Genomic DNA, 24524 nt, shown 5'->3' on the forward strand with positions numbered 1-24524 from the left:
CGCAGCCCGGCCCGGCGCGGCGCGGCCCGGCATAGCCCGGTGGGGCGCGGCACGGCACAGACCACCCCAGCCCACTGCGCTCAGACCACTATGCCTCCGACGCGGGCCGACGCGGCACAGCCCGTCGCAGCCCACCGCAGCGCGGCCTGGCTCGGCGCGGCCCGGCACAGCCCGCCCTGCTCGGCACAGCCCGCCCGGCACAGCCCGCCCGGCACAGCACAGCCCGGCACAACCCGCCCGGCACAGCCCGCCCGGCACAGCCCGCCCGGCACAGCCCGCCCGGCACAGCCCGCCCGGCACAGCCCGCCCGGCACAGCACGGCCCGGCACGGCCCAGCACGGCACGGGTCGGTGCAGTTCGGCGCAGCACCCCCGCCATGGCCCGGCACGGCCCGACCCGGCACGGCCCCGACGCGACCCGGCACGGCACGGCCCGGCACGGCCCGACGTGGTGCGGCCCGACGCGGCCCACCGCAGCACAGCCCCGGCACGCCCGGAATGCCGTGGCGTGGTGCGGTGGCTGGCGGTGTTAGTCGTCCTCGGTGGCCTTCAGGGCGCTGAGGACCTCGGGCAGTTCGTCGGGCTTGATGAGCACGTCGCGGGCCTTCGACCCCTCGGACGGGCCGACGATCCCCCGGGTCTCCATCAGGTCCATGAGCCGGCCGGCCTTGGCGAACCCGACCCGCAGCTTGCGCTGCAGCATGCTGGTCGAGCCGAACTGGCTGGTGACGACCAGCTCGACTGCCTGGAGCAGCAGCTCGAGGTCGTCGCCGATCTCCTCGTCGACCTTCTTCTTGGCTTCCTCGGGCTTGGTGGTGACGCCCTCGCGGAACTCCGGCTCGCGCTGGTCCTTGCAGAACTTGACGATGTCGGCGATCTCGGTCTCGCTGACCCAGGCGCCCTGGATGCGGACGGGCTTCGACGCGCCCATCGGCAGGAAGAGCGCGTCGCCGCGGCCGATCAGCTTCTCCGCGCCGGGCTGGTCGAGGATGACCCGCGAGTCGGCGAGGCTGGACGTCGCGAACGCCAGCCGCGACGGCACGTTTGCCTTGATCAGGCCGGTGACCACGTCGACGCTGGGGCGCTGGGTGGCGAGCACCAGGTGGATGCCGGCGGCGCGGGCCAGCTGCGTGATGCGCACCACCGAGTCCTCGACGTCCCGCGGGGCGACCATCATCAGGTCGGCGAGCTCGTCGACGACGACCAGCAGATACGGATACGGCCGGATCACCCGCTCGCTGCCCGGCGGCGCGGTGATCTGCCCGGCGCGGACCTTGCGGTTGTAGTCGTCGATGTGCCGGACGCCGGCGGCGGCCAGGTCGTCGTAGCGCATGTCCATCTCGCGCACGACCCAGTCGAGGGCGTCGGCGGCCTTCTTCGGGTTGGTGACGATCGGCGTGACCAGGTGCGGGATGCCCTCATAGCTGGTCAGCTCGACCCGCTTCGGGTCGACCAGCAGCAGCCGCACCTCGTCGGGCGTGGCGCGGGTCAGCAGCGACACGAGCAGCGTGTTGAGGCAGCTCGACTTGCCCGCGCCGGTCGCGCCGGCGATCAGGATGTGCGGCATCTTCGCCAGGTTGGCCACCACGTAGCCACCCTCGATGTCCTTGCCGAGCGCCACGATGAGCGGGTGGTGGTCGCTGGCCGCGACCCGCGAGCGCAGCACGTCGCCGAGCGCGACATTCTCCCGGTCGGGGTTGGGGATCTCGACGCCGACGGCGCTCTTGCCGGGGATGGGGCTCTGGATCCGCACGTCGGGCGACTTCACCGCATAGGCGATGTTGCGCGACAGCGCCGTGATCCGCTCGACCTTGACGCCGTGGCCGACCTCGACCTCATAGCGGGTCACGGTCGGGCCGCGGGTGAAGCCGGTGACGAGCGCGTCGACGCCGAACTGCTCGAACACGCCCTGCAGCGCCGCCGTCACCTCGTCGTTGGCGCGGGTGCGGCCGCGCGGCGCGTCGCCGGTGCCGAGCAGGTCGGGCGGCGGCAGCTTGTAGTCGGCGTCGGTGAGCGCGAGCTGCTCCGCGCGGGTCGGCAGCGGCGAGTGCTCCGGCGGGTCCTTCTCCCGCTCCTTCGCCTTCTTCCGCGACCCGACGGCGGGCGTGCGCTGCAGCACGACCGTGTCGTGGACGACCGGCCCCTCGTCACCGAGGTCGGGCGCGGCGGCGTCATAGTCGTCGAGCGGCCCGTCCGGGTCGTCGAGCGGGTGCGGCAGCGCCGTCGCCTGCCGGCGGCGGGCGGGTGTCCGGCGGGCCGGCCGCGGCTCCGGCTCGTCATAGAGCTCCTCGAACTCCTCGTCGACGTCGAGGGTCGGGTCCTCGACTCGGCCGAGGGCCAGGTCACGCAGCTGCCGCCAGCGGTGCGGGATGCGGCTGATCGGGGTGGCGGTGACGACGAGCAGGCCGAACCCGCCGAGCAGGAGCAGCAGCGGGACCGCGACCCACGAGGTCACGGCCTTCTCCAGCAGGCCGCCGCTGGCCCGGCCGAGCAGGCCGCCGGCCTTGTCCATGAGGTCGGGCTTGTCGGGGCCGCCGGCGGCGAGGTGCATGAGGCCGGTGCCGCCGAGGAACAGCGCGGTCCAGCCGACCAGCCCCCGGCCGCGGTGGTCTTCCTCGGGGTCGGAGCGCATGATGCGGATCCCGCCGAGGAGCAGCAGCACCGGCAGCACCGAGGATGCGCTGCCGATGAACGTGTGGCAGATCCCGGCGAGCCAGTGCCCGACGGGCCCGGCGGACTGGAACCACAGCGCCGCGGTGAGCAGCACGGCGAGGCCGATGAGGCCCAGGCCGGCGCCGTCGCGGCGGTGCTCGGGGTCCAGCTCGCGCGCGTTGGCCGCCTGCCGGCCCACGGCGCGGGCGACCCAGCCGACGCCGTGCGCGACGCCCATCCAGAGCGCGATCATGCCCCGGCCGAGCAGCCCCAGCGGGGTGGCGACGACCGCGCCGCCGCGCCGGCGGGATGCCGCGGTGCGGCGGACCGGGGTGGTGCGACGAGTTGGAGCGGCGCGCTTGGTCGGCGTCGCCTTCCTGGCGGACGCCGCCGGAGTTGGAGCCGGAGTCGCCCGCTTGGCAGGCGTGCTCGATCTGCCGCGGGCGCCAGGGGTGCCGCTACCGCGGCCGGCCTGAGAGGTGCGGCCCGCCATGGTCACACCGTAGCGGTAGGCTCCGACATTTCTTCGGACCCGGGTCTCGTGTCCGGAGTCGTGTCCCGGCGCTTCCGCCGGCGCAGGTAGATACCGGCGTAGGAGACCGCCACCAGAACACCGACGAGGACCTGCAACAGGTGGGTGTAGCGCTCCGGGTAGAGGACGCCTTCGATGTACTGGTCGATGAAGCCCCGCCCGACGCCGGACTCGCCGGCCCTGCGCCGGGCCCAGTGCTCGACCAGCGTCAACGGGCAGGTGAGCGGGATGCTCACCACGGCGAGACCCCAGGCGGCGGCCGCGAGATGCGACCACAACGCCCTGGGCCATCGCCAGGCGAGGAACCCGCCCAGCACCACGTAGGCAAGGAAGCAGAAGTGCAGGACGAGCACGGTGGACGCCAGCACTTCATACATCCTGCTAAACCTCCACCACCGTCGGCACGATCATCGGGCGGCGCCGGTATGCCTCGTTGACCCAGCGCCCGATGGTGCGTCTGACAATCTGCTGCAACTGATGCGGGTCGGTGATGCCCTCGGTCGCGGCCTTGTTGAGCGCGTCCGTGACCAGCGGCAACACCGCGGCGAACACCGCCGGGTCGTCGGAGAAGCCCTTCGCCGACACCGTCGGGCCGGCGACGACCTTGCCGGTCACCGAGTCGATGACCACCGTCGCCGCGATGAATCCGCCGTCACCCAGTATGCGGCGTTCGGTGAGCAGCGACTCCCCCACGTCGCCGATGGCGAGGCCGTCGACGTAGACGTAGCGGGAGCGGATGTGCCCGACCAGCGACGCCTTGCCGTCCACGAGGTCGACGACGTCGCCGTCCTCGCAGAGCACGACCCGGTCGTCGGGGACACCGGCGTCACGGGCCAGCTGCGCGTGCGCCCGCAGGTGCCGCCATTCACCGTGCACCGGCATGAAGTTGCGCGGCTTGACCACGTTGAGCAGGTAGAGCAGCTCACCGGCGGGTGCGTGCCCGGACACGTGGACCTTGGCAACGTCCTTGTGCACCACGAGCGCACCGGCCCGGGACAGCTGGTTGATCACGCGGTACACCGCGGTCTCGTTGCCCGGCACGAGCGAGGAGGCGAGCACGATCGTGTCGCCCTCGCCGATCTGGACGTGCCGGTGGTCGCCGTTGGCCATCCGGCCCAGGGCGCTCATCGGCTCGCCCTGCGACCCGGTCGACATCAGCACGACCCGGTCCTCGGCCAGCCCCATCGCCTCGTCGATCGGCACGAGCAGGCCGGCCGGGATCCTCAGCAGCCCCAGGTCGCGGGCGATGCCCATGTTGCGCACCATCGAACGGCCGATCAGCGCGACCTTCCGCTCGTGCACGTGCGCGGCGTCGAACACCTGCTGGACCCGGTGCACGTGCGACGCGAACGACGCGACGATGATCCGACCCTTGGCCCGGCCGAAGGTCCGCTCCAGGACGGGGCCGATCTCCCGCTCGGGGGTGACGAACCCGGGGATCTCCGCGTTGGTCGAGTCCGACAGCAGCAGGTCGACGCCCTTGGCACCGATCCGGGCGAACCCGGCGAGGTCGGTGATGCGCCCGTCCAGCGGCAACTGGTCCATCTTGAAGTCGCCGGTGTGCAGCACCGTGCCGGCGCTGGTGGTGACCGCCACGGCAAGCGCGTCGGGGATCGAGTGGTTCACCGCGAAGAACTCGCACTCGAAGGGGCCGAGTCGTTCGACCTGTCCCTCGCGTACGGTCAGCGTGTAGGGCTCGATGCGCCGCTCCGCGAGCTTCGCCTCGACCAGCGCCAGGGTGAACTTGGACCCGACGAGCGGGATGTCGGGTTTGTGGGCGAGCAGATACGGCACGGCACCGATGTGGTCCTCGTGGCCGTGAGTGAGCACGATCGCCTGAACCCGGTCGAGCCGGTCGAGGATCGACGAGAAGTCGGGCAGGATCAGGTCGACGCCAGGCTGCTCGACGTCGGGGAAGAGCACCCCGCAGTCGATGATGAGCAGCTTGCCGTCGTGCTCGAACACCGTCATGTTGCGCCCGATGGCGCCCAGACCGCCCAGCGGGGTGACCCGCAGGGCGCCTGGAATGAGTGGCGGCGGTGGTTCGAGCTCGATGTGTGCCACCGTCATAGGGCCACTCCGAGGTCGTTGTGATGAGCCATCTGGTCCGCGGTGCCGATCGTGCGGCCCGCCTCAGCGCAATCCTCCCGCAACCGGCCCAGCTCCGCCGCGTTGGCCGACACCAGCGGCGGGCGCACCGGCCCGGCGGGAAGGCCCAGCAGGGTCAGGGCGGCTTTGGTGAGGATGACCCCCTGCGTGCGGAAGAATCCGCAGAACGCGGGGAGCAGTTGCAGGTGGAGCGCACGGGCACGGGCGACGTCGCCCTCCTCGTGCGCCAGAATCATCCGCTTGGTCTCCGGGCCGAAGACGTGCGTCGGCACGCCGACCACCCCGACGGCACCGACCGACAGCAGCGGCAGGGTCAGCTTGTCTTCACCCGAGTAATACGCCAGGTCGGTCCGCTTGATCACCCAGGCGCTCTCGCCGAGGTCGCCCTTGGCGTCCTTGACCGCGACGATCCGCTCGTGTTCGCCGATCCGGCACATGGTGTCGGTCTCGATCGCCACGCCGGTGCGCCCGGGGATGTCGTAGACCATCACCGGCAGGGCGGAGGCGTCCGCGATCGACCGGAAGTGCTGCAGGATGCCGGCCTGCGGGGGCTTGTTGTAATACGGCGTGACGACGAGCAGCCCGTCGGCGCCCGCCTTCTCCGCGGCGCGCGCCAGCTCGATCGTGTGGTGCGTGTCGTTGGTGCCGACGCCGGCGATCACCGTGGCCCGGTCGCCGACGGCCTCGATGACGGCCCGCAGCACCTGGTCCTTCTCGGCGTCGCTGGTCGTCGCCGACTCGCCGGTAGTGCCGTTGACCACCAGGCCGTCGTGCGCCTGGTCGTCGACCAGGTGAGCGGCCAGCCGCGCCGCACCGTCGACGTCGAGCGAACCGTCAGCGCGAAATGGCGTCACCATCGCACTGAGCAGCCGGCCGAACGGCCGGCCGGGGACGGAACCGGTGCGTGTCATACGCACAACCTAGCGGACGCCTTCCGGTCGCTCAGCTCAAGATTCCCAGCTGTACTGGGCAGCGGCGACCTCGCTGCCGTCAGCGAGCGTGCTGATGGTGAAATCGGCGAATACGTTGGGCGCGACGCGCTGCAGCTCCTTGAGACAGGCGATCGCCACCTCACGGATCTCCACGTCGGCGGCCTCGGTCGCCCGCATGGTCACGAAGTGCCGCCACGCCCGGTAGTTGCCGGTCACGACGATCCTGGTCTCGGCCGCGTTGGGCAGCACCGCCCGCGCCGCCTGCCGGGCCTGCTTGCGCCGGCTGGTGCCGTTCTCGACCTCGCTGAACTTGGCCTCCAGGCCCTCCAGGAGCTCGTTGTAGGCCCGCAGCGCCGCCTCCGAGGCCTCCACGAACACCTTGTGCAGCTCGGGGTCCTCGGCGATCACGTCCGGCTCGACCATCTGCGCCTCGCGACCGGGCACATACCGCTGCGACAGCTGCGAATACGAGAAGTGCCGGTGCCGGACCAGCTCATGCGTGAACGAGCGCGACACGCCGGTCAGGTAGAACGTCACGGTCCCGTGCTCCAGGACCGACAGGTGCCCGACCTCGAGGATGTGCCGCAGGTAGCCCTCGTTGGTGGCGGTCGCCGGGTTGGGCTTCTTCCACGACTGGTAGCACGCCCGCCCGGCGAACTCTGCCAGGGCCTGACCGCCGTCCGCATCCGTCTCCCACGGCACGTCCGTGGGCGGTTCGAAATGCGTCCAGGCGATCGCTTTGGCGGAGAGCATGCAAAAAGCCTAGACGAACAGCCAATCGAACGGCGCCCAGGGCAGATTCCGTGCGACGGAGAACACGAGCCACGCGACCAGGAAGCCGATCAGCGCACCGTTGGACACCCGCAGGATCGGCAGCACCTTACGGTTGGCGAGCCGGTTGACGGTCCAGCTCACATACCAGTAGGCCAGGAACGGCACGGCGAACACCAGCATCGCGTGGTGGTGCGCCGCCGCCGGCACGTCGCCGTGCAGCAGATACCAGGCCGCCCGCGTGCCGCCGCACCCCGGGCAGTCGAAGCCGGTGAAGAGCTTCATCACGCACGTCGGCACGTCGGTCGCGCCGGCCGAGGTCGGCCGCATCAGCAGCGTGTAGGCCACGCCGCCGGACAGCAGCGCCGTCAGCCCGAGCGGCGCCACCCACCTGGGCGTCCTTTCCACCAGCCTGGCGAACCGCCCTTTCGGCGGCGCCACGTAGGTGTACTGGTAGCCGCCCTGCACCGGCAGCTCATGACCGCCTGAGGCAGGCTGCTCGGCCAGCAGATGCGCCGCCAGCCCGTCACTGGCGGGCGTGGCCTGAAGGGGTGACGTCACGCCATTTACGCTACACCGGCCGGGCCACCGGCCGGCACGGCCGACAGGTCAGTTGGTCATCGCCTTGGCCAGGTCGACGGCGAAGTCGCCCGCGACCGGCAGGTCGACCCGCTCCAGCCCCAGCCACCCCGCGAACCTGCGCAGCTCGACCGACAGCGCCGCGGCCACCTCACCGCGCGAAGGGGCGCCGCGCCCGGTCAGCGGCTCGACCCAGGCGGCCGGCACCAGCAGCGTGCCGGAGCGGCGGTCGGCCTTCAGGTCGACCCGGGCGACGAGCCGGTCGCCGAGCAGGAACGGCAGCACGTAGTAGCCATAGAGCCGTTGCAGCGGCGGGACGTAGATCTCGATGCGGTAGGTGAAGCCGAACAGCCGGGCCACGCGGGCCCGCTCCCACATCAGCGGGTCGAAGGGGCTGACCAGGGTCGCGGCGCCGATGCGGCGCGGGTTGGGCGCCTCGTGGTGCAGATAGGCACGGGGCTGCCAGCCCTCGACCTCGGTGGGGATGAGCTCGCCGGCCTCGACCAGCTCGGCGATCGCGGTGCGGGCGCCGGCGAGCGGCAGGCGGAAGTAGTCGCGCAGCTCGGGCTCGGCGGCGATGCCGAGGGACCTGGCCGCGACGCGGACGAGGTCACGGTAGGCGTCGGCGGGCTCGGGGGTGGGCGCGGCGAGGACGGCCGCCGGGAGGATGCGCTCGGGCACGTCATAGACCCGGGCGAAGGAGGAGTTGCGGCTGGCGACGCTGACCTCGCCGGTGTAGAAGAGCCACTCGATCGCGGTCTTCGTGTCCGACCAGTTCCACCCCCAGTGGTCCTTGCTGCGGGGGCGGGCGAGGTCACCCTCGACCTCGTTGGCGGTGATCGGGCCCTTGTCGCGGATCTCGTCGAGGACCCAGCGGATCAGGTCGGGCTGCTCGCGGGCCATGCGGACCATCCGGCCCCAGGCGGAGCCGGACTGCATCCGCCAGCGCAGCGCCGGGTGCAGGTGCACCGGGACGAGGGACGCCTCGTGAGCCCAGTATTCGAACAGCTCACGGGGGCGGCGATAGGCCAGCCGGTCGAGCAGCTCGGTCGGATAGGGCCCGAGGCGGCTGTAAGCGGGCAGGTAGTGCGCGCGCTGGACGACGTTGACCGAGTCGATCTGCAGCAGACCCGTGCGGCCGAGGACCCGCTTCAGGTGGCGCCGCTCGGGGACGCCGGTCGGGGTGCGGTCGGCGAAGCCCTGAGCGGCGAGAGCGATCCGCCGTGCCTGGGTGAGAGTCAGCACCCCGCGAGGCTAACCGCCGGGTATGACAAAAACGGACGGCGGCCCGCAGGGGCCGCCGTCCGCGCGTCGTTGGAGCTATGCGCCCACGAGGGGGCGGGCCGGCTCCACGCCACCGGCGTCCTTCGCGTCGAACGCGGCGCTGACGCGCCGGTCGATCTCGACGAGGTCGGGGACGTCCTCGACGACCGGTCCGGTCGAGGTGGCCGGGTTGGCCTTGCGCGGCGGCCCGGAGGTCGCGTCGGCGGGCTCCCGGATCGGCAGCGTGATCAGCAGGGCGATCATCAGCAGCACGTAGGCGTTGCCGCCGAGCAGGCCGAGACCGTCGAACTTCTGGTGGAACGCCCAGGGTGTGCGGCTGCACAGCAGCAGATACGAGAACACCCCGAAGATCATGAGGTGGCGCCTGCGGCGTGCGTCGTTGCTCCGGTCGGTCGCGTGGTCCAGCAGGACCGCGATCGACGGCAGCACCCACACCAGGTGGTGGATCCAGCTGATCGGGCTGACCATGCAGCCGACGAGGCCGGTCAGCGCCAGCCCGGCGAGCTCGTCGCCGGCCTTGACCGCCTTGCGGACCCGCCACGCCCAGACCGCGAGCGCGCCGAGCACGAGCAGCAGCCACAGCGGCTTCATCGGGTCCGGGTTGAACAGGCGGGCGACGAGGCCGCTGAGCGCCTGGTTGGACACGAACGTGGCGGAGCCGACGCGGTCGGTGTTCCACATCGCGTCGGTCCAGAAGACCCGCGAGGCGTCCGGCGCGAAGGTCGCCGCCGCCCACGTCGCGGCGGCCGCGGTGGCCGTGGAGACCGCGGCGGCGCGCCAGCGGCGCGTCACCACCAGGTACAGGATGAACACGCCCGGCGTGAGCTTGATCGCGGTGGCCAGGCCGATGCCGATGCCGCCGAGGCGCGAGCCTCCGCGGACCAGCAGCAGCAGGTCGCCGACGACCATGAACAGCAGCAGGATGTTGACCTGGCCGAAGTTGACGGTCTCGCGCACCGGCTCGAAGGCCGCGACGAGTCCGAACGCGATGCCGAGGGAGAACCAGAACTGCCAGCCCTGGCGCTTGATGATCGGACCGATGAGCCAGGTGATGATGAAACCGATCGCGACGACGTTCATCGTCACGCTGATCGCGATCGCGGCGTGCCAGCCGATGAGCGCCATCGGCGACATCAGCGCGGCGGCGAACGGTGGATAGGTGAAGCCATAGGGCGTGCCGGGGACCAGGTAGTCGTAGATGTCGCCACCCTTGTTCACCCAGTAGTCCATGGCGCCGTAGTAGACCTTGAGGTCGAAATACCCGTTTCTCGCAGCGGCCACCGCCAAGAAGGCCCACACGACGGCCCAGACGGCCGCCACGATGAGCACCTGCTTGACCCCGGGCCGAAGCTTGGGCCGCCGGACGGCCGTCAACACGGCGACTCGTCCTCGCTCCGCCACTTGTGCTGCCCTCCACTCGCTCGCTGCTGGCTAACCTGCTGCCTGTCTCAACGGTTGCTCGGGTCCAACTGTGACGAGTCGGCGCTACCCCGCCACGTGGCTCTTCACACAAAATCCGTAGGCTGCTGCGTCATGACGCTCGGCTTCGTCCGACCGGCGCGACTCGACGACGTCGTCGAGATCACGCGCATCCAACTCACGACCTGGCGTGCCGCCTATCGGCGACTGCTGCCCCAACACATCCTCGACCAACTGGACGAAGACTGGATTACCCGCAGGTGGCGGGACGCAATCGCGGATCCCCCGACCCCTGGACACCGGGTCCTGGTCGCAGTGGAGCAACAGGAATCCAGCTCCGGACCGACCTCAGCATACGTCGTGGGTTTTGCCGCGTCAGGTCCAGCAGACGACACCGCGCTCGCTCCGGACGAAGATCACACCGTCCTGGCGAACGCCGCGGCGATCACCGATGTCCTGGTCGAGCCCCGCTGGGGACGTCGCGGCCATGGAAGCCGATTGCTGGCGGCTAGTGTCGATTTATGGCGTACTGACGGATTCACGACAGCTCTTGCCTGGACGTTCGTTGAAGACGGTGTTACGCGTCGATTTCTGGAGAGTTCCGGCTGGGCTCCGGACGGGGTCAGCCGGTCACTCGACGTTGATGATCTGCTCGTCCCGCAGATCCGGTGGCATGTGTCACTCGAGACCGAAGAGGCCCCTGTCGTTACCGCGATGTGACCCTGTTGCGCCCGAATTGGGGCCTTAGGATCCCAGCATATGGAAACGTCAGACAAACGCGAAACGGTTACACAACGTGATCGCTAGCCGAGCAGCGGACCGAGCCCTACCGTCAGTCCCGGCCGCGAAACGACCGCCCGGATGGCGAGCAGCACACCCGGCATGAACGACTTCCGGTCGAACGAGTCGTGCCGGATGGTGAGCGTCTCCCCCGCCGCGCCGAAGAGGACCTCCTGGTGCGCGACGAGCCCGCGGGCCCGCAGCGAGTGCACGGGGACGCCCTCGACGTCGGTGCCGCGCGCGCCCGCCATCGATTCCGCGGTCGCGTCCGGCACCGGGCCGAGGCCCGCGTCGGCACGCGCCGCGGCGATGAGCTGGGCGGTGCGCAGCGCCGTGCCGCTGGGGGCGTCGATCTTCTGCGGGTGGTGCATCTCAACCACCTCGACCGACTCGAAGAAGCGCGCCGCGCGGGCCGCGAACTCCATCATCAGCACGGCGCCGACCGCAAAGTTGGGCGCGATGACCACACCGACGTCCGGCTTGTCCGAAAGCCACGACCGCACCTCGTCCAGCCGCGCCGTGGTGAAGCCGGACGTGCCCACGACCGCGTGCACGCCGTGATCGACGCACCAGCGCAGGTTGTCCATCACCACGTCCGGCGTGGTGAAGTCGACGTAGACGGAGGCAACCGTGGACAGCTGGTCACCGATGTCGAGCGACGCGACCAGGGACAGGTCAGCGCTGGCCGAGACGGCCTGACACGCCTCGGTGCCCATGCGGCCACGGGCACCGATCACACCGACCTTGATCGGCTCTGAAGGAGAGTTCACGCGGGATAATTTATCCCAAAGCTCCCGCGAAGGCGTTGTCGTCGAACTCGCCGATCACCGCGAGGGACATCGGGCGGGACAGCAGCTCCCCCGCCACCTGACGGACCATCTCGGGCGTGACGAGGTCGACCCGGCGCAGCACCTCGTCGACGGACAGCAGCTCGTCATACAGGAGTTCACCCTTGCCGAGCCGGCTCATCCGGGACCCGGTGTCCTCCAGGCCCAGCACGACGGCGCCCTTGAGCATGCCCTTGCCGCGCTCGACCTCGGCGTCGGTGACGCCCTCCGCCGCGACCCTGGCCAGCTCGTCCCGGGTGATGGCGAGGACCTCCTCGACCTTGCCGGGCGCGCAGCCGGCGTAGACGCCGAAGAGCCCGGCGTCGCTGTACTGCGACGTGAACGAGTAGACCGAGTAGGCCAGCCCGCGCTGCTCGCGGATCTGCTGGAACAGCCGGCTCGACATGCCGCCGCCCAGGACGTTGTTGAGGGCACCGAGCGCGAAGCGGTTGTCGTGCTGCCGGGGGTACCCCACGCAACCGAGCACCACATGCGCCTGTTCGGTGTCCTTGTTGCGGACCACGATCTGGCCGGATCGGGCGGGCACCCTCGTGGTGCGGGAGCGGCGCGGCGCGGGGGCCGACTCCACGGTCAGCCCGTCGAACGCCGCCCGGACCGCCTTGACCACCTTCGCGTGGTCGAGGTTGCCGGCCGCCGCGATCACCATCTGCGAGGGCAGGTACCGCCTGCGGTAGAACCCGTCGATCTGCCTGCGGGTCAGCGCGGAGATGCTCGCCACGGTGCCGGAGATCTGCCGGCCGAGCGGGTGGTTACCGAAGATCGCCTCGGTGAAGACGTCGTGCACCTCGTCGCCGGGCTCGTCGTCGTGCATCGCGATCTCCTCGAGGATCACGCCACGCTCGGTCTCGACGTCCGCATCGGTCAGCACCGAGTCGATGACCAGGTCGCACACCACGTCGATGGCAAGCGGCAGGTCGGCGTCGAGGACCCGTGCGTAGTAGCACGTGTACTCCTTCGCGGTGAACGCGTTGGTCTCCCCGCCGACCGCTTCGATCTGGGAGGAGATCTCCAGCGCGGTGCGCCGCTTGGTGCCCTTGAACAGCAGGTGCTCGAGGAAGTGGGAGACCCCGGACAGCGCCGGGGTCTCATCCCGTGAGCCGATGCCGACCCAGACGCCGAACGACACGCTGCGCATCGCCGGTATCGCCTCGGTCAGGATGCGCAGCCCGTTGGGCAGCACGGTGCGACGCACCGTGCCACCCAGCGGGTCCTCTGCCAACGTCTGGGTCAGCGCTCGACTCGCCATGTCTCAGCTGTGCCGGTTCCGCCGACGACGGAACTCGCCGCCGTCCTCGCCGTCGGCCGGGCCGTCCTCGCCGTCGGATGAGGACGTGGACGGCGCCGAGGGTGAGGAGGGTGCGGTGTCCGCGGACGCCTGACGCGGGCCACGGTCACCCCGGTCACCACGGTCGCGCGAACGCGGGCCACGGTCACCGCCACGGTCACCACCGCGGTCACCACGGTCCCGGCCGGCCGGACGCTCGCCGGAGCCGGACGTGGGCGCGGGGCCACCGGCCGCCACCGCCGCGGCCGCAGCGGCGGCCTCGGCCTCGGTCAGCACCTTGTCGAGGTAGATCTTGCCGCGGTTGTCGATGTCCGCGATCTGCACCTCGACCTTGTCGCCGACGTTGAGGAAGTCCTCGACCCGGTCGACGCGCTTGCCGTTGCCCACCTTGGAGATGTGCAGCAGGCCGTCGCGGCCGGGCAGCAGCGAGATGAAGGCGCCGAACGCGGCCGTCTTCACCACGGTGCCGAGGAACTTGTCCCCGACCTTCGGCATCGTCGGGTTGGCGATGGCGTTGATCCGCTCGACCGCGGCCTCGGCCGACGGGCCGTTGGTCGCGCCGACGTAGATCGTGCCGTCGTCCTCGATGCTGATCTCGGCGCCGGTCTCGTCCTGGATCGCGTTGATGGTCTGGCCCTTCGGCCCGATCACCATGCCGATCTTGTCGACGGGGATGCGGACCGTGGTCACGCGAGGCGCGTACTGGCTCATGCCGGCCGGCGACTCGATCGCCTCGGCCATCACGTCGAGGATGACGTGCCGCGCGTCGTGGGCCTGCTGCAGGGCGCCGGCCAGCACGTCCGACGGGATGCCGTCGAGCTTGGTGTCCAGCTGCAGGGCGGTCACGAAGTCACGGGTGCCGGCGACCTTGAAGTCCATGTCGCCGAACGCGTCCTCGGCACCGAGGATGTCGGTGAGCGTGACGTATTCCGTCTTGCCGTCGACCTCGTCGGAGATGAGGCCCATCGCGATGCCGGCGACCGGTGCCTTCAGCGGCACACCGGCGGACAGCAGCGCCATGCTGGAGGCGCAGACCGAGCCCATCGACGTGGAGCCGTTGGAGCCGAGCGCCTCGGAGACCTGGCGGATCGCGTAGGGGAACTCCTCGCGGGCCGGCAGCACCGGGATCAGGGCCCGCTCGGCGAGCGCGCCGTGGCCGATCTCGCGCCGCTTGGGCGAGCCCACCCGGCCGGTCTCACCGGTCGAGTAGGGCGGGAAGTTGTAGTTGTGCATGTAGCGCTTGGACTTCTCCGGCGCCAGGGTGTCCAGCGTCTGCTCCATGCGCAGCATGTTCAGCGTGGTGACACCCAGGATCTGGGTCTCGCCGCGCTCGAACAGGGCCGAGCCGTGCACTCGCGGGAGCACCTGGACCTCGGCGGTCAGCGGACGGATGTCCCGCGGGCCGCGGCCGTCGATGCGGACCTGCTCGCGCAGGACGCGGGCACGGACCTCGTTCTTGGTCAGCGACCGCAGCGCGGCGCCGACCTCCTTCTCGCGACCCTCGAAGGTGCCGGCGAGGCGCTGGAAGGCGGCCTCCTTGATCCGGTCGAGGGCCTCCTCGCGCTCCGCCTTGGAGGAGATGCGCAGCGCCTCGGAGACCTCGTCCTTGACGGCACCGGCCACGGCCTCGTAGGCGTCGGGCTGGTAGTCGAGGAAGGTCGGGAACTCCTGGACCGGCTTCGCGGCGACGGCCGCGAGCTCGGACTGGGCCCGGCACAGCTCGCGGATGGCCGGCTTGGAGGCCTCGAGGCCACCGGCCACGACCTCCTCGGTCGGCGCGGGCGCGCCACCGGCGATCAGCGCCACGGTGTGCTCGGTCGCCTCGGCCTCGACCATCATGATCGCGACGTCACCGTCGGGCAGGGTCCGGCCGGCCACGACCATGTCGAACGTGGCGCGGCTGAGCTCCTCGAGCGTCGGGAACGCGATCCACTGGCCGTCGACGTGCGCCATGCGGGTGGCGCCGATCGGGCCGGAGAACGGCAGGCCGGACAGCTTGGTCGACAGCGAGGCGGCGTTGATCGCCACGACGTCGTAGGGGTGGGCCGGGTCGAGGGCGAGAATCGTCTCGACGACCTGGACCTCGTTGCGCAGCCCCTTGACGAAGCTGGGGCGCAGCGGCCGGTCGATCAGGCGGCAGGTGAGGATCGCGTCCTCGCTGGGACGACCCTCGCGGCGGAAGAACGAGCCGGGGATGCGGCCCGCGGCATACATCCGCTCCTCGACGTCGACCGTCAGCGGGAAGAAGTCGAACTGGTCCTTCGGGGTCTTGCCGGCCGTGGTCGCCGACAGCACGACGGTCTCGCCGAGTTGCGCGAGGCAGGACCCAGCGGCCTGACGCGCCAGGCGGCCCGTGGAGAATGTGATCTCCCGGGTGCCGAGAGCGCCGTTGTCGATGACCGCGGTGCTGAAGTGTGTACCGAGAGTGCTCTGCTCGGTCATGTGGTGTGGTGCTCCTTCGGGTTGTGGTGCGCCCTGGCGGAGCCGTCTGCGGCCGGTCTTCGATCGAAGCTCACGGGGCTGATCGCCCGGAAGCCACTACCGAGGACCGGTGCGCCGACGCGCTCGGGCGGGGCGGCTCGTCATACCAGTGTGTCACTACACGAAGGGGAGCGACGCATGGACGCCGCTCCCCAACGCATCAGTCGTTATCGCCGCAGGCCGAGCCGCTCGATCAACGAGCGGTAGCGGGCGATGTCGCTGCGCTGCAGGTAGTTGAGCAGGCGGCGGCGACGGCCGACCAGCAGCAGCAGGCCACGCCGGCTGTGGTGGTCGTGCTTGTGCAGCTTGAGGTGTTCGGTGAGGTCCGCGATCCGCTTGGTGAGCATCGCGACCTGGACCTCCGGCGAGCCGGTGTCCCCTTCAACGGTCGCGTACTTGCCCATGATCTCGGTCTTCTGCGCAGAGTCGAGCGCCATGTTCTCCCTTAAAGGTTGGATCTGCATAAGGCCGGCCCCGCGGCGTCGTGCAGGCAGCCTGGCCCCCGCCGGTCACCCGGCGTCGACACTAGGCTAACAGACGGGCCGATCCAGCACCCGTCTGGTCTGTGCGACGTCGTCTTCGATCTGCTCGATCAGCGGCTCGATGCCCGCATAGGTCCGCTGCTCACGGAGGCGCTCGACGAAGTCGACGGCGATCCGCTCGCCGTAGATGTCGCCGTCGAAGTCGAGGATGTAGGACTCGACCCGCCGCTCCTTGCCGGAGAACGTCGGGTTGGTGCCGATGGAGACCGCCGCCGGGTGCGGCACCCCGTCCCGGTCGCGGGTGACCCACGCGGCATAGATGCCGTCGGCGGGGATCGCGGCGTTCGGCGACGTCAGCTGGTTGGCCGTGGGGAAGCCCAGCTCACGGCCGCGCTGGTCGCCACGCACGACGACGCCCTCGACGCGGTGCGGCCGGCCGAGCGCGCGGGCGGCGGCCACCACGTCGCCGGCGTCGACGCAGGCCCGGATGTAGGTCGAGGAGAACACGGTGCCCTCGTCGGCGACCAGCGGTGCGCCCTCCACCCCGAACCCGAACGTGCGGCCGAGCCGGTGCAGCAGCTGCAGGTCACCGGCGGCCTTGTGCCCGAACCGGAAGTTCTCCCCCACCACGACCAGCGCGGTGTGCAGGTGCTCGACCAGCGCGTCGTGGACGAAGGCCTCGGGTGAGAGATGTGAATACTCGACCGTGAACGGGATGACGACCAGCACGTCGACCCCGAGCGCCTCGATCAGCTCCGCTTTGCGGGACGGCTCGCTCAGCACCGCCGGGTGCGACCCGGGCCGCACCACCTCCGACGGGTGCGGGTCGAACGTCAGCACGACCGACTGCACGCCCAGCTCGCCGGCCCGCTTCACGACGTGCCCGATCACCTGCTGGTGCCCCCGGTGCACGCCGTCGAAGACGCCGATCGTGGTGACCGCGCGGCCCCAGCCACCCGGCGCCGCCTGTGTTCCCCGCCACCGCTGCATGCCCCTGAGCCTAGCGCCGGGGCAGGATCGGCTTCATGGCAGACGTCACCGCTGTGCTCTTCGACATGGACGGCACGCTCGTGGACTCCGACGCGGTCGTCGCCCGGACCTGGCTGCACTGGTGCGCCCGCAGAGGGCTGGAGCACGCCCTGGTCATGCGGGTCACCCCCGGCCGCCCGGCCCGCGAGACCATCCCCGAGCTGGCGCCGTGGCTGTCACCCGAGGAGCAGGCCGCGGACGCGGCGGCACTGCTGGACATGGAGCGTGCGGACCTCGACGGGGTCGTGCCGGCGCACGGCGCGCTCGACCTGCTCGCCGCGCTGGACGGCTGGGGCGTTCCGTGGGCGGTCGTCACCTCGGCCGACCGCCACCTGGCGCTGACCCGGCTCGGCGCCGCCGGCATCACCCCGCCCCGGGTGCTGGTGACGATCTCCGAGATCGAGCGGGCCAAGCCGCACCCGGAGGGCTATCTGAGCGCCGCCGCCCAGCTCGGCGTGGACCCGCGGCGCAGCCTCGTCGTGGAGGACGCGGTCGCCGGTGTACTGGCGGGGAAGGCGGCCGGTGGCGTGGTGGCCGGGCTGAGGACCGTCCCCGGCGCCGACTTCAACGTCGCACACCTCGACGAGCTGCGGACCCGGTCGACCCGCACCCGGGCGGGCCTGCGGATCAACACCGGGGTCTAGGGCACCAGCACGACCTCCGGCCGCGCCCGGCCGTCCTTCTCGCGGACGATCGCCAGGACGGTGCCGTCGGGGGCGAACACCGCGTAGGGCTCGGCGACGCCGATCGGGGCCAGCGAGCCGCCGTGCGACAGCGTCTTGGCCTCCACCTCGTCCGCGTCGCGGCGCGGGAAGCACCGGTCGGCGGCGGCCGGCAGCGGCATCGTCACCGGGTCGTCCCGCTCGGCGAGCTCGTCCAGGGTCGCCGCCTCGGCGAGCGTGAACGCGCCGACGGCGGTGCGGCGCAGCGCGGTCAGGTGGCCGCCGACGCCGAGCGTGGCACCGAGGTCCCTGGCCAGGGCGCGGATGTAGGTCCCGGACGAGCACGCCACGTCGACGTCCACGTCCACCCAGCCGGGCGAGCGGTTGATCGCCAGCACGTCGAGGCGGGACACGGTGACGGGCCGGGCCTGCAGCTCGACCTCCTCGCCGGAGCGGACCCGGTGATACGAGCGGACCCCGTTCACCTTGATCGCCGACACCGCGCTCGGCACCTGCAGGATGGCGCCGCGCAGCGGTTCGAGGCCGGCGCGCACGTCGCCGTCGGTGACCGCGCTCGCGTCCACTGTGGACACGACCTCGCCCTCGGCGTCGTCGGTCACGGTGGCCTGCCCGAGCCGGATCGTGGCGCGGTACTCCTTGGTGCTGCCGATCACGTACGTGAGCAGGCGGGTCGCCTTCTCCACGCCGATGATGAGCACCCCGGTCGCCATCGGGTCGAGGGTCCCGCCGTGCCCGACCCGGCGCGTCTTCGCCAGCCGCCGCATCCGCGACACCACGTCGTGCGAGGTCATCCCGCCGGACTTGTCGACGACGACCAGACCGCCCTGCGTCACTGCCTTCTGCGCCACGACCGGTCAGCCTAACGGCCGTGCCAGGCGAGGGTGTGCCACAGGTACTTCAGCAGCTGCAGCGTCTGCGCGGGCGTCCCCCACCCGGCCCACTCCCCGGGCGCGGTGACGACGTCGCGGGCGGCGCGGCCGATCAGCTCGGCGTCGACGACGGGCCGCGCGTAGCGCTCGCACAGCAGCACCGCGAGCGGGCGCATCTCGGGACCACGGAACTCGTCCGGCACCTCGTCGGGGGCGAGGCGCGACCCCGGCCGCCATTCGAGCTTGACGCCGAACCGGGCGGCGAGCGCGTCCGCCGCGGGCAGGCGGCCGGCGAAGCTGTCGTCGAGGACCAGCGCCTCGACGTCACGGGCGAGGTCGACCGGGCCGTGGACCTGCGCCTCGACGTAGTCGTCGAGCGGCCCGGCGGCGGCGAGATGGTCGGTGAGCCCGGCCAGTACCGGCGACAACGCGTCAACCACGCCCGCCTCGGCCGGCTCGTGGAAGCTGTCGCCCAGGGTGAACGTGGCCCGGGCGTTGATCTCGGGGCGCAGGCGCAGGTGCGCGGAGCCGAAGCGGCGGGCCGCCCCGCCGGGGTGGCGCCGCAGGTCGAGGGCGCCGTACTTGGGGCGGTCCGCGGGCGTGACCCCGGGCCGCTGGTAGGCACCGCCGAACCTGCGCTCCTCCCAGCGGTCCCGGGCGCCGCTGGGGTGGGCGGTCAGGCCGCCGTTGGAGATGCCGGTCTCGAACTGGCTGCGGAACCGGCCGTCGGCGAGGAGCCCCTCGACGACGCTGCGACCACCGGCGTCGATCCGGTCGGGATGGAAGTTGATCGTCACGACCGCGTCGGGCGGGTCGGTGCGGGCGCCGCTCGCGGCCCTGACGTGGGCGAGCGCTTCGAGCTGCGCGGGCGTCAGTCGGGCGTCCACGGTGCGCAGTATGTCAACGCACAGCGCCGGCCACCGCCCATTTGTCGCCGGCGAAGCGCTGCAGCAGGCCGGCCAGCCGCAGCACGATGAACAGGGTCAGGGCGATCCAGACTCCGCGCAGGCCGCCGTCGACCAGGTACGCCAGCCAGATGCCGGGCAGGAAGCCGCCGAGGGCCGACACCAGGGTCAGGTTGCGCAGGAACCGGATGTCGCCGGCGCCCAGGAAGACACCGTCGAGGGCGAAGACGACCCCGGCGGCGGGCATCATGCCGGCGAAGAACCACCAGGCCGTCTTCGCCTGGTGGTAGACCTCCGCGTCGGCGCCGAACCAGGGGCGCACGGTGGCGAGGGACGCCGCGACCAGGAACGCGAACACGACCCCGGAGACCAGGCCGGCGGTGGTGATCCGGCGGGCGAGCAGCTTCGCCTCGTCGACCCGGTCGCCGCCGAGGGCGGCCCCGACGAGGGACTGCGCGGCGATCGCGACCGCGTCGAGGGCGAGCGCGGTGAAGAAGAACAGCTGGATGGCGATGAGGTGCGCGGCGAGGCTGGCGGTGCCGAAGCGGGCCGCGACCGCCGAAGCGGACAGGAAGCACGCCTGGAACGCCGCGCCGCGCAGCAGCAGGTCCCGGCCGAGGGTCAGCTGGTGGCGGATCACGTCCAGGTGCGGGCGCAGCGGGACGCGCTCGGTCAGCAGCGCCCGCACGAACAGCAGCCCGACGGCCGTCTGCGCGATGACGTTCGCGACGGCGGAGCCTTCCAGGCCCAACCCGAGCGGGTAGACCAGCAGCGGGCAGAGCACGGCGGACAGCGCGTTGGCGCCGAGGACGTAGTACAGCGGGCGGCGGGTGTCCTGGACACCACGCATCCAGCCGTTGCCGGCGGTGCCGAGCATCAGCCCGGGCGCGCCGAGGGCGGCGATGCGCAGCCAGTCGGCGGCGCCGTCGGCGACCGGGCCCGGTGACCCGGCGATGGCGCGGGTCAGCGGCCCGGCGACCAGCTCCAGGGTCACCATGATGGTGACGCCGCCGGCCAGGGCCAGCCAGGACGCCTGGACGCCCTCGGAAACCGCGGCCTCGCGCTGGCCGGCGCCGAAGCGGCGCGCGGCGCGGCCGGTCGTGCCGTAGGCGAGCACGGTGCCGAGCCACACGGCGAGCGCCATGACCTGGCCACCGATGGCCAGGGAGCCCAGCTCCTCGCGGCCGAGGTGACCGACGACCGCCGTGTCCACCAGGACGTAGAGCGGCTCTGCGGCCAGCACGACGAGCGCCGGGAGGGCGAGGGCGGCGACACGACGCATCACGGTCACCGCGACAGCGTAAGGAGTTGCCTTCCGCTGCGCTACTTACTGAGGTGAGGTGGCGATCAGCCCCGGCGGTCCATGGACATCTGCAGGGCGGCGCGGGCGCGCTCGCGCGTGTCGGTGGTCGGCTCCTGCGGCTTGGGCTGGGGCTTCGGCTGCTCGGGCATGACGCTGGTCTCCTGACTGGTGACGCGACTGACGGCGCGGTTGGTGTGTTGACGGTCCGATCGCAGGGGCGCCGGGGTCACCGGCGGCCACGCCAACGCACGACCAGGAGACCGACGATGGGTGGTGTCGGTCTGAAACGCGGATCGGTGGGTCTGTGGCATCTGATTCCTCGCTTACGGCGGCTGCTGTGTCACTGGGCCGTGGACGCCCGCCGCCGGGTTCCGCTGTGAGCGGTCAGCCCCGGGACGGGCAGCGAAGAATTCGTACGATGCGCATGGTGACTAAGTTATCGTTCAGTTCCACGATGTGCGACGTCATCCCGCGATCTGGACGTTGTTACCTGCGGGTTTACCTGTCGGATGGATGTCGGCGGGCTCGTCAGAGAGCTCGTCAGGGGCTCGTCTGGGGCTCGTCTGGGGCTCGTCTGGGGCTCGTCAGCGGGCCAGGAAGTGCCAGCCCAGCCACCACCAGAAGCCGAACATCGCGATCCGTCCGACCGGCAGCGGCCCGACCCGGTAACGCATGACGACCCCGCACACCTCGCCGATCGTCGGCACCCGCGAGCCCTCCCGCCGGGCCGCGACCTCAACCGCCGCGAAGAGCCCCAGCGCGACAGTGAATGCGGCCGCAATACCAGCCTGTGCAAGGGTCATCGCCGTACCATCGCCCAGAACACCCACAGCCAGCCGAAATACGCGGCGGCGCGGGCGAGGTAGTGCTCCAGCAGCGGGTCCGCGAGCCGGGACAGCGTCGGATAGGCCCGCGAGCCGATCAGGAACGTGACGCCCTCGACGACCGCGAAGAGCACGATCGGCAGCAGCCACCACGCCGAGGCCCTGGGCAGCCGCGCCGGCGCGGGGCGCTTCGGCACCGTGGCGGACATCCCGAGCCACAGCAGGGCGCCTCCGGCGCCGAGGACGAGCAGGTTGGCCCGCAGGGAGAACGACGGCAGCGCCCCGCCCACGAGGGCGGTCAGGGCGAAGACCGGTGCCAGCACGACCGGGCGGGCCCAAACCCGGTCGACCTCCGCAACCAGCTCAGGTCGGTCCATTCATCGATTGTCACCGCAGAACCATCTCGCGTGCCACCAATGTCAGCCCTGGATTAACCCTGATCCACCAGGATGACCCGGTCCGCGAGCGCGGCGCGGATCGAGGCCATGACCCCCTCGACGGTGCCCGAGGCGCTGAACCCGGCCGCGAAGCGGTGCCCGCCGCCGCCGAGGCCGACCGCGACCCGGCTGACGTCGACGGCGCCCTTGCTGCGCAGCGAGACCGACCACTCGCCCGGGCCGACGGGCTTCACCACGCACGCGAGGTCGGCCTCCGCGACGCAGCGCACCGAGTCGATGAGCGCCTCGACCGCGCCCGCGGGCTGGTCGAACTCGGCGAGGTCGTCGAGCGTCACATACGTCCAGGCGAGGCCCAGCCCGCCGGCGGGCTCGAGCGCGGTGCGGGCGAGGGCGACTCCGAAGAGCCGGACCGCGCCGTAGGACCGGGTGTCGAACAGGCGGCGGGAGATGTCACCGACGGGGATGCCGGTGGCGATGAGCCGGGCCGCGAGCTCGTGCACCGCCGGGGTGGTCGAGCCGTGCTTGAACGAGCCGGTGTCGGTGGCAAGGGCCACGTAGAGGCACTCGGCGATCTCGGGGTCCAGCGCGACGCCCAGACGGCTGAGCAGGCCCTCGGCCACCACCGACGTCGCGGCGGCGGACGGGTCGATGAGGTTGATCGCGCCGAAGCCCGCGTTGGACGCGTGGTGGTCCAGCACGATGCCGACCGGTGTGGAGGTCAGGATCCCGGCGAGGGCCCCGAGCCGCTCGATGCTGGCGGCGTCGAACACCAGCATCGCGTCGGGCAGGGTCACCGCATTCGCGGGCACCAGCATCGACGCGCCCGGCAGCTGGTCGAAGGGCGACGGCACGACCATCGGGCCGGGGAAGGTCGCCTCGATCACCAGCGACGGGGCGAAGCGGCGCAGGCCGAGCGCGAAGCCGAGCATGCTGCCCAGGGCGTCACCGTCAGGGTTGACGTGACACACGAGCAACACCCGGGCGCCCGGGGGCAGGCCGCGCAGCGCGGAGACCGCGGCGTCCCACTCCCCGGGCGACGGTCGCACGGCCTGCCCGAGGGTCACCGCCGGTCCTGGCCGACGACGACCTCGTCGTCGGCGCCTTCGGCCCCCGCCAGGTCGTCGCTTCCGGTCTCCAGGTCGTCCTCGAGCTTGTAGGGCTGGGCGTCGCCCGCGTAGTGCGCCCCCGCGGCCCGGCGCTGAACCTCGGCGTCGGCGCTGCGTGCGGTCGCCAGCAGGTCGTCGATGTGCTTCACGTGCTCGGTCACGTCGTCGTGCACGAACGCGAGACTCGGCGAGTGGCGCAGCCCGAGGGCCCTGCCAACGGTGGACCGCATGAGTCCCTTGGCGCTCTCCAGCGCCGCCGCCGTGCCCGACTGTGCCGTCGCGTCACCGAGCACCGTGTAGAACACGGTCGCCTCACGCAGATCAGCAGTGATCCGCGCGTCGGTGATCGTGATCATGCCCAGCCGAGGGTCCTTGACCTGCGTCCGCACCACCGATGCGACGAGCTCCTTCACGCGCTCCGCGTGCCGGCGCACCTTTGCCGGATCCGTCATCTCGAACACCTCCGCAGCCAAAACGATCTGACCAACGCTCTGACATTACCCGCGACGCGACCCGGCGGCCGCTCGCGGAACACAGGACTACTCGTCATCGTCACCGTGCAGCCGGCGGCGCACGGAGAGCAACTCGATCTCGGGCCGGCCGGCGACCGCCCGCTCGATGGCGTCCAGGACCTCACGCACGTGAGCGGCCTCGGAGGCGACCACCGCGACGCCGACCTCGGCGCGCCCGTGCAGATCGAGGGCGCCGACCTCGGCGACGGACACCTCGAACTTGCGCAGATACGCGACGAGCGGCCGCACGTAGGCACGCTTGGCCTTCAGCGAACGGGAGTCACCGGGCAGGAGCATGTCGAAGACCGCGGTTCCGGTATACACGGCCCAAGATCCTATCGACTCTAGGAAAGCATGGCCACCAATAACGGGGCAGGTGAGACCGGCAGCGGCGCGGCGTCCTCCACGATCGGGCGAGGGGTGCGGCGCGGCAGCCCGGCACCGGCGCTGCCGCCACGGCCCGGGTAGACATACAGCGCCGTCGGGTCGACCGCGTCGATGGCGGCCACGACCGCCGGCAGGTGCCGGAAGCGGTCCCAGTCGCCGGTCTCGGCGAAGCCGAGCTCCAGCACCACCCCGAACGGCTCGGCCTGCCAGATGAAGTCACGGGCCCCGTGGGTGACCGCGGCCTCGAGCAACGACTCGGACCAGGCGTCGCGCCACTGCCGCGCCGGAGTCTCCCCGTCGCGGACCTCGATCGACCACCAGGTGAGGCTCATGACGGATTCGACGGTACGCCGGA

General features: G+C 71.4%; 24 protein-coding genes. 2 read left to right on the forward strand and 22 right to left on the reverse strand.

Going from position 1 to position 24524, the window contains the following annotated elements:
- Window positions 1-528: 528 nt before the first annotated feature.
- The 8 genes from AB0K00_RS20215 to AB0K00_RS20250 all read right to left on the reverse strand — a co-directional run bounded on the left by AB0K00_RS20215 (window position 529) and on the right by AB0K00_RS20250 (window position 10235).
- Window positions 529-2904, reverse strand: coding sequence for a DNA translocase FtsK (locus AB0K00_RS20215; protein WP_363523122.1), 2376 nt, complete (start codon window positions 2902-2904; stop codon window positions 529-531).
- A gap of 242 nt (window positions 2905-3146) precedes the next feature.
- A complete protein-coding gene (locus AB0K00_RS20220; RefSeq protein WP_363522802.1) occupies window positions 3147-3560 on the reverse strand; it encodes a DUF2784 domain-containing protein in 414 nt (137 codons plus the stop codon).
- Window positions 3561-3564: 4 nt separating this feature from the next.
- Complete coding sequence (locus tag AB0K00_RS20225; protein ID WP_363522803.1) at window positions 3565-5253, reverse strand: ribonuclease J; 1689 nt, start codon at window positions 5251-5253, stop codon at window positions 3565-3567.
- On the reverse strand, window positions 5250-6203 hold the full coding sequence (gene dapA / locus AB0K00_RS20230; protein ID WP_363522805.1) for a 4-hydroxy-tetrahydrodipicolinate synthase: 954 nt from the start codon (window positions 6201-6203) through the stop codon (window positions 5250-5252). The genes AB0K00_RS20225 and dapA overlap by 4 nt, the downstream gene beginning before the upstream one ends.
- A gap of 36 nt (window positions 6204-6239) precedes the next feature.
- Window positions 6240-6977 carry an FAD-dependent thymidylate synthase gene (gene thyX, locus AB0K00_RS20235; RefSeq protein WP_363522807.1) on the reverse strand — a complete coding sequence of 246 codons (738 nt, stop codon included), beginning with the start codon at window positions 6975-6977 and terminating at the stop codon, window positions 6240-6242.
- 9 nt (window positions 6978-6986) lie between these two features.
- Window positions 6987-7556 carry a DUF2752 domain-containing protein gene (locus AB0K00_RS20240; RefSeq protein WP_363522809.1) on the reverse strand — a complete coding sequence of 190 codons (570 nt, stop codon included), beginning with the start codon at window positions 7554-7556 and terminating at the stop codon, window positions 6987-6989.
- Between the two features lie 48 nt (window positions 7557-7604).
- The gene (locus AB0K00_RS20245; RefSeq protein WP_363522811.1) at window positions 7605-8819 is read right to left on the reverse strand and encodes a crosslink repair DNA glycosylase YcaQ family protein; all 1215 of its coding nucleotides are present in this window, start codon (window positions 8817-8819) and stop codon (window positions 7605-7607) included.
- A 75-nt stretch (window positions 8820-8894) separates the two neighbouring features.
- Complete coding sequence (locus tag AB0K00_RS20250) at window positions 8895-10235, reverse strand: glycosyltransferase family 87 protein (protein WP_363522812.1); 1341 nt, start codon at window positions 10233-10235, stop codon at window positions 8895-8897.
- Window positions 10236-10391: 156 nt separating this feature from the next.
- Here AB0K00_RS20250 and AB0K00_RS20255 point away from each other — a divergent pair, with 156 nt between their 5' ends.
- Window positions 10392-10997: a GNAT family N-acetyltransferase gene (locus tag AB0K00_RS20255; protein WP_363522814.1), complete on the forward strand. Its 606-nt coding sequence runs from the start codon at window positions 10392-10394 to the stop codon at window positions 10995-10997.
- Between the two features lie 83 nt (window positions 10998-11080).
- Here the strand turns inward: AB0K00_RS20255 and dapB are convergent, their stop codons facing one another.
- The 5 genes from dapB to AB0K00_RS20280 form a co-directional block, all read right to left on the reverse strand.
- On the reverse strand, window positions 11081-11827 hold the full coding sequence (dapB, locus tag AB0K00_RS20260; RefSeq protein ID WP_363522815.1) for a 4-hydroxy-tetrahydrodipicolinate reductase: 747 nt from the start codon (window positions 11825-11827) through the stop codon (window positions 11081-11083).
- A 10-nt stretch (window positions 11828-11837) separates the two neighbouring features.
- A complete protein-coding gene (locus tag AB0K00_RS20265; protein ID WP_363522817.1) occupies window positions 11838-13151 on the reverse strand; it encodes a pitrilysin family protein in 1314 nt (437 codons plus the stop codon).
- A gap of 3 nt (window positions 13152-13154) precedes the next feature.
- Window positions 13155-15632: a polyribonucleotide nucleotidyltransferase gene (locus tag AB0K00_RS20270; RefSeq protein WP_363522818.1), complete on the reverse strand. Its 2478-nt coding sequence runs from the start codon at window positions 15630-15632 to the stop codon at window positions 13155-13157.
- A 206-nt stretch (window positions 15633-15838) separates the two neighbouring features.
- Window positions 15839-16108: a 30S ribosomal protein S15 gene (gene rpsO / locus AB0K00_RS20275; RefSeq protein ID WP_203846174.1), complete on the reverse strand. Its 270-nt coding sequence runs from the start codon at window positions 16106-16108 to the stop codon at window positions 15839-15841.
- Between the two features lie 93 nt (window positions 16109-16201).
- Window positions 16202-17143 carry a bifunctional riboflavin kinase/FAD synthetase gene (locus AB0K00_RS20280; protein ID WP_363522820.1) on the reverse strand — a complete coding sequence of 314 codons (942 nt, stop codon included), beginning with the start codon at window positions 17141-17143 and terminating at the stop codon, window positions 16202-16204.
- Between the two features lie 35 nt (window positions 17144-17178).
- Between AB0K00_RS20280 and AB0K00_RS20285 the strand changes: the two genes are divergently transcribed.
- Window positions 17179-17826 carry an HAD-IA family hydrolase gene (locus AB0K00_RS20285; protein WP_363522821.1) on the forward strand — a complete coding sequence of 216 codons (648 nt, stop codon included), beginning with the start codon at window positions 17179-17181 and terminating at the stop codon, window positions 17824-17826.
- On the opposite strand, the gene truB is transcribed toward AB0K00_RS20285, so the two are convergent.
- From truB to AB0K00_RS20330, 9 genes are all read right to left on the reverse strand, one after another.
- Window positions 17823-18698 (reverse strand): tRNA pseudouridine(55) synthase TruB, encoded by an 876-nt coding sequence (gene truB, locus AB0K00_RS20290; RefSeq protein ID WP_363523124.1) that lies wholly within the window; start codon window positions 18696-18698, stop codon window positions 17823-17825. The two genes, AB0K00_RS20285 and truB, sit on opposite strands and share 4 nt — an antisense overlap.
- A 26-nt stretch (window positions 18699-18724) precedes the next feature.
- Window positions 18725-19621, reverse strand: coding sequence for a DUF3626 domain-containing protein (locus AB0K00_RS20295; protein ID WP_363522822.1), 897 nt, complete (start codon window positions 19619-19621; stop codon window positions 18725-18727).
- Window positions 19622-19634: 13 nt separating this feature from the next.
- Entirely contained in the window at window positions 19635-20921 is a 1287-nt protein-coding gene (locus AB0K00_RS20300) for an MATE family efflux transporter (protein ID WP_363523126.1), read from the reverse strand.
- A gap of 605 nt (window positions 20922-21526) precedes the next feature.
- Window positions 21527-21745, reverse strand: a complete 219-nt coding sequence (locus AB0K00_RS20305) for a DUF6186 family protein (protein WP_363522824.1) — start codon at window positions 21743-21745, stop codon at window positions 21527-21529.
- On the reverse strand, window positions 21742-22143 hold the full coding sequence (locus tag AB0K00_RS20310) for a hypothetical protein (protein ID WP_363522825.1): 402 nt from the start codon (window positions 22141-22143) through the stop codon (window positions 21742-21744). The genes AB0K00_RS20305 and AB0K00_RS20310 overlap by 4 nt, the downstream gene beginning before the upstream one ends.
- A 53-nt stretch (window positions 22144-22196) precedes the next feature.
- Window positions 22197-23228 (reverse strand): bifunctional oligoribonuclease/PAP phosphatase NrnA, encoded by a 1032-nt coding sequence (locus AB0K00_RS20315; RefSeq protein ID WP_363522827.1) that lies wholly within the window; start codon window positions 23226-23228, stop codon window positions 22197-22199.
- A complete protein-coding gene (gene rbfA, locus AB0K00_RS20320) occupies window positions 23225-23722 on the reverse strand; it encodes a 30S ribosome-binding factor RbfA (protein WP_363522829.1) in 498 nt (165 codons plus the stop codon). The genes AB0K00_RS20315 and rbfA overlap by 4 nt, the downstream gene beginning before the upstream one ends.
- Before the next feature lie 87 nt (window positions 23723-23809).
- Complete coding sequence (locus AB0K00_RS20325) at window positions 23810-24106, reverse strand: DUF503 domain-containing protein (RefSeq protein ID WP_327005765.1); 297 nt, start codon at window positions 24104-24106, stop codon at window positions 23810-23812.
- A 20-nt stretch (window positions 24107-24126) separates the two neighbouring features.
- Window positions 24127-24501: a hypothetical protein gene (locus AB0K00_RS20330; RefSeq protein ID WP_363522830.1), complete on the reverse strand. Its 375-nt coding sequence runs from the start codon at window positions 24499-24501 to the stop codon at window positions 24127-24129.
- Between the last annotated feature and the right edge of the window lie 23 nt (window positions 24502-24524).

It is taken from the genome of Dactylosporangium sp. NPDC049525 (assembly GCF_040676755.1).
Classification (GTDB): domain Bacteria; phylum Actinomycetota; class Actinomycetes; order Mycobacteriales; family Micromonosporaceae; genus Dactylosporangium.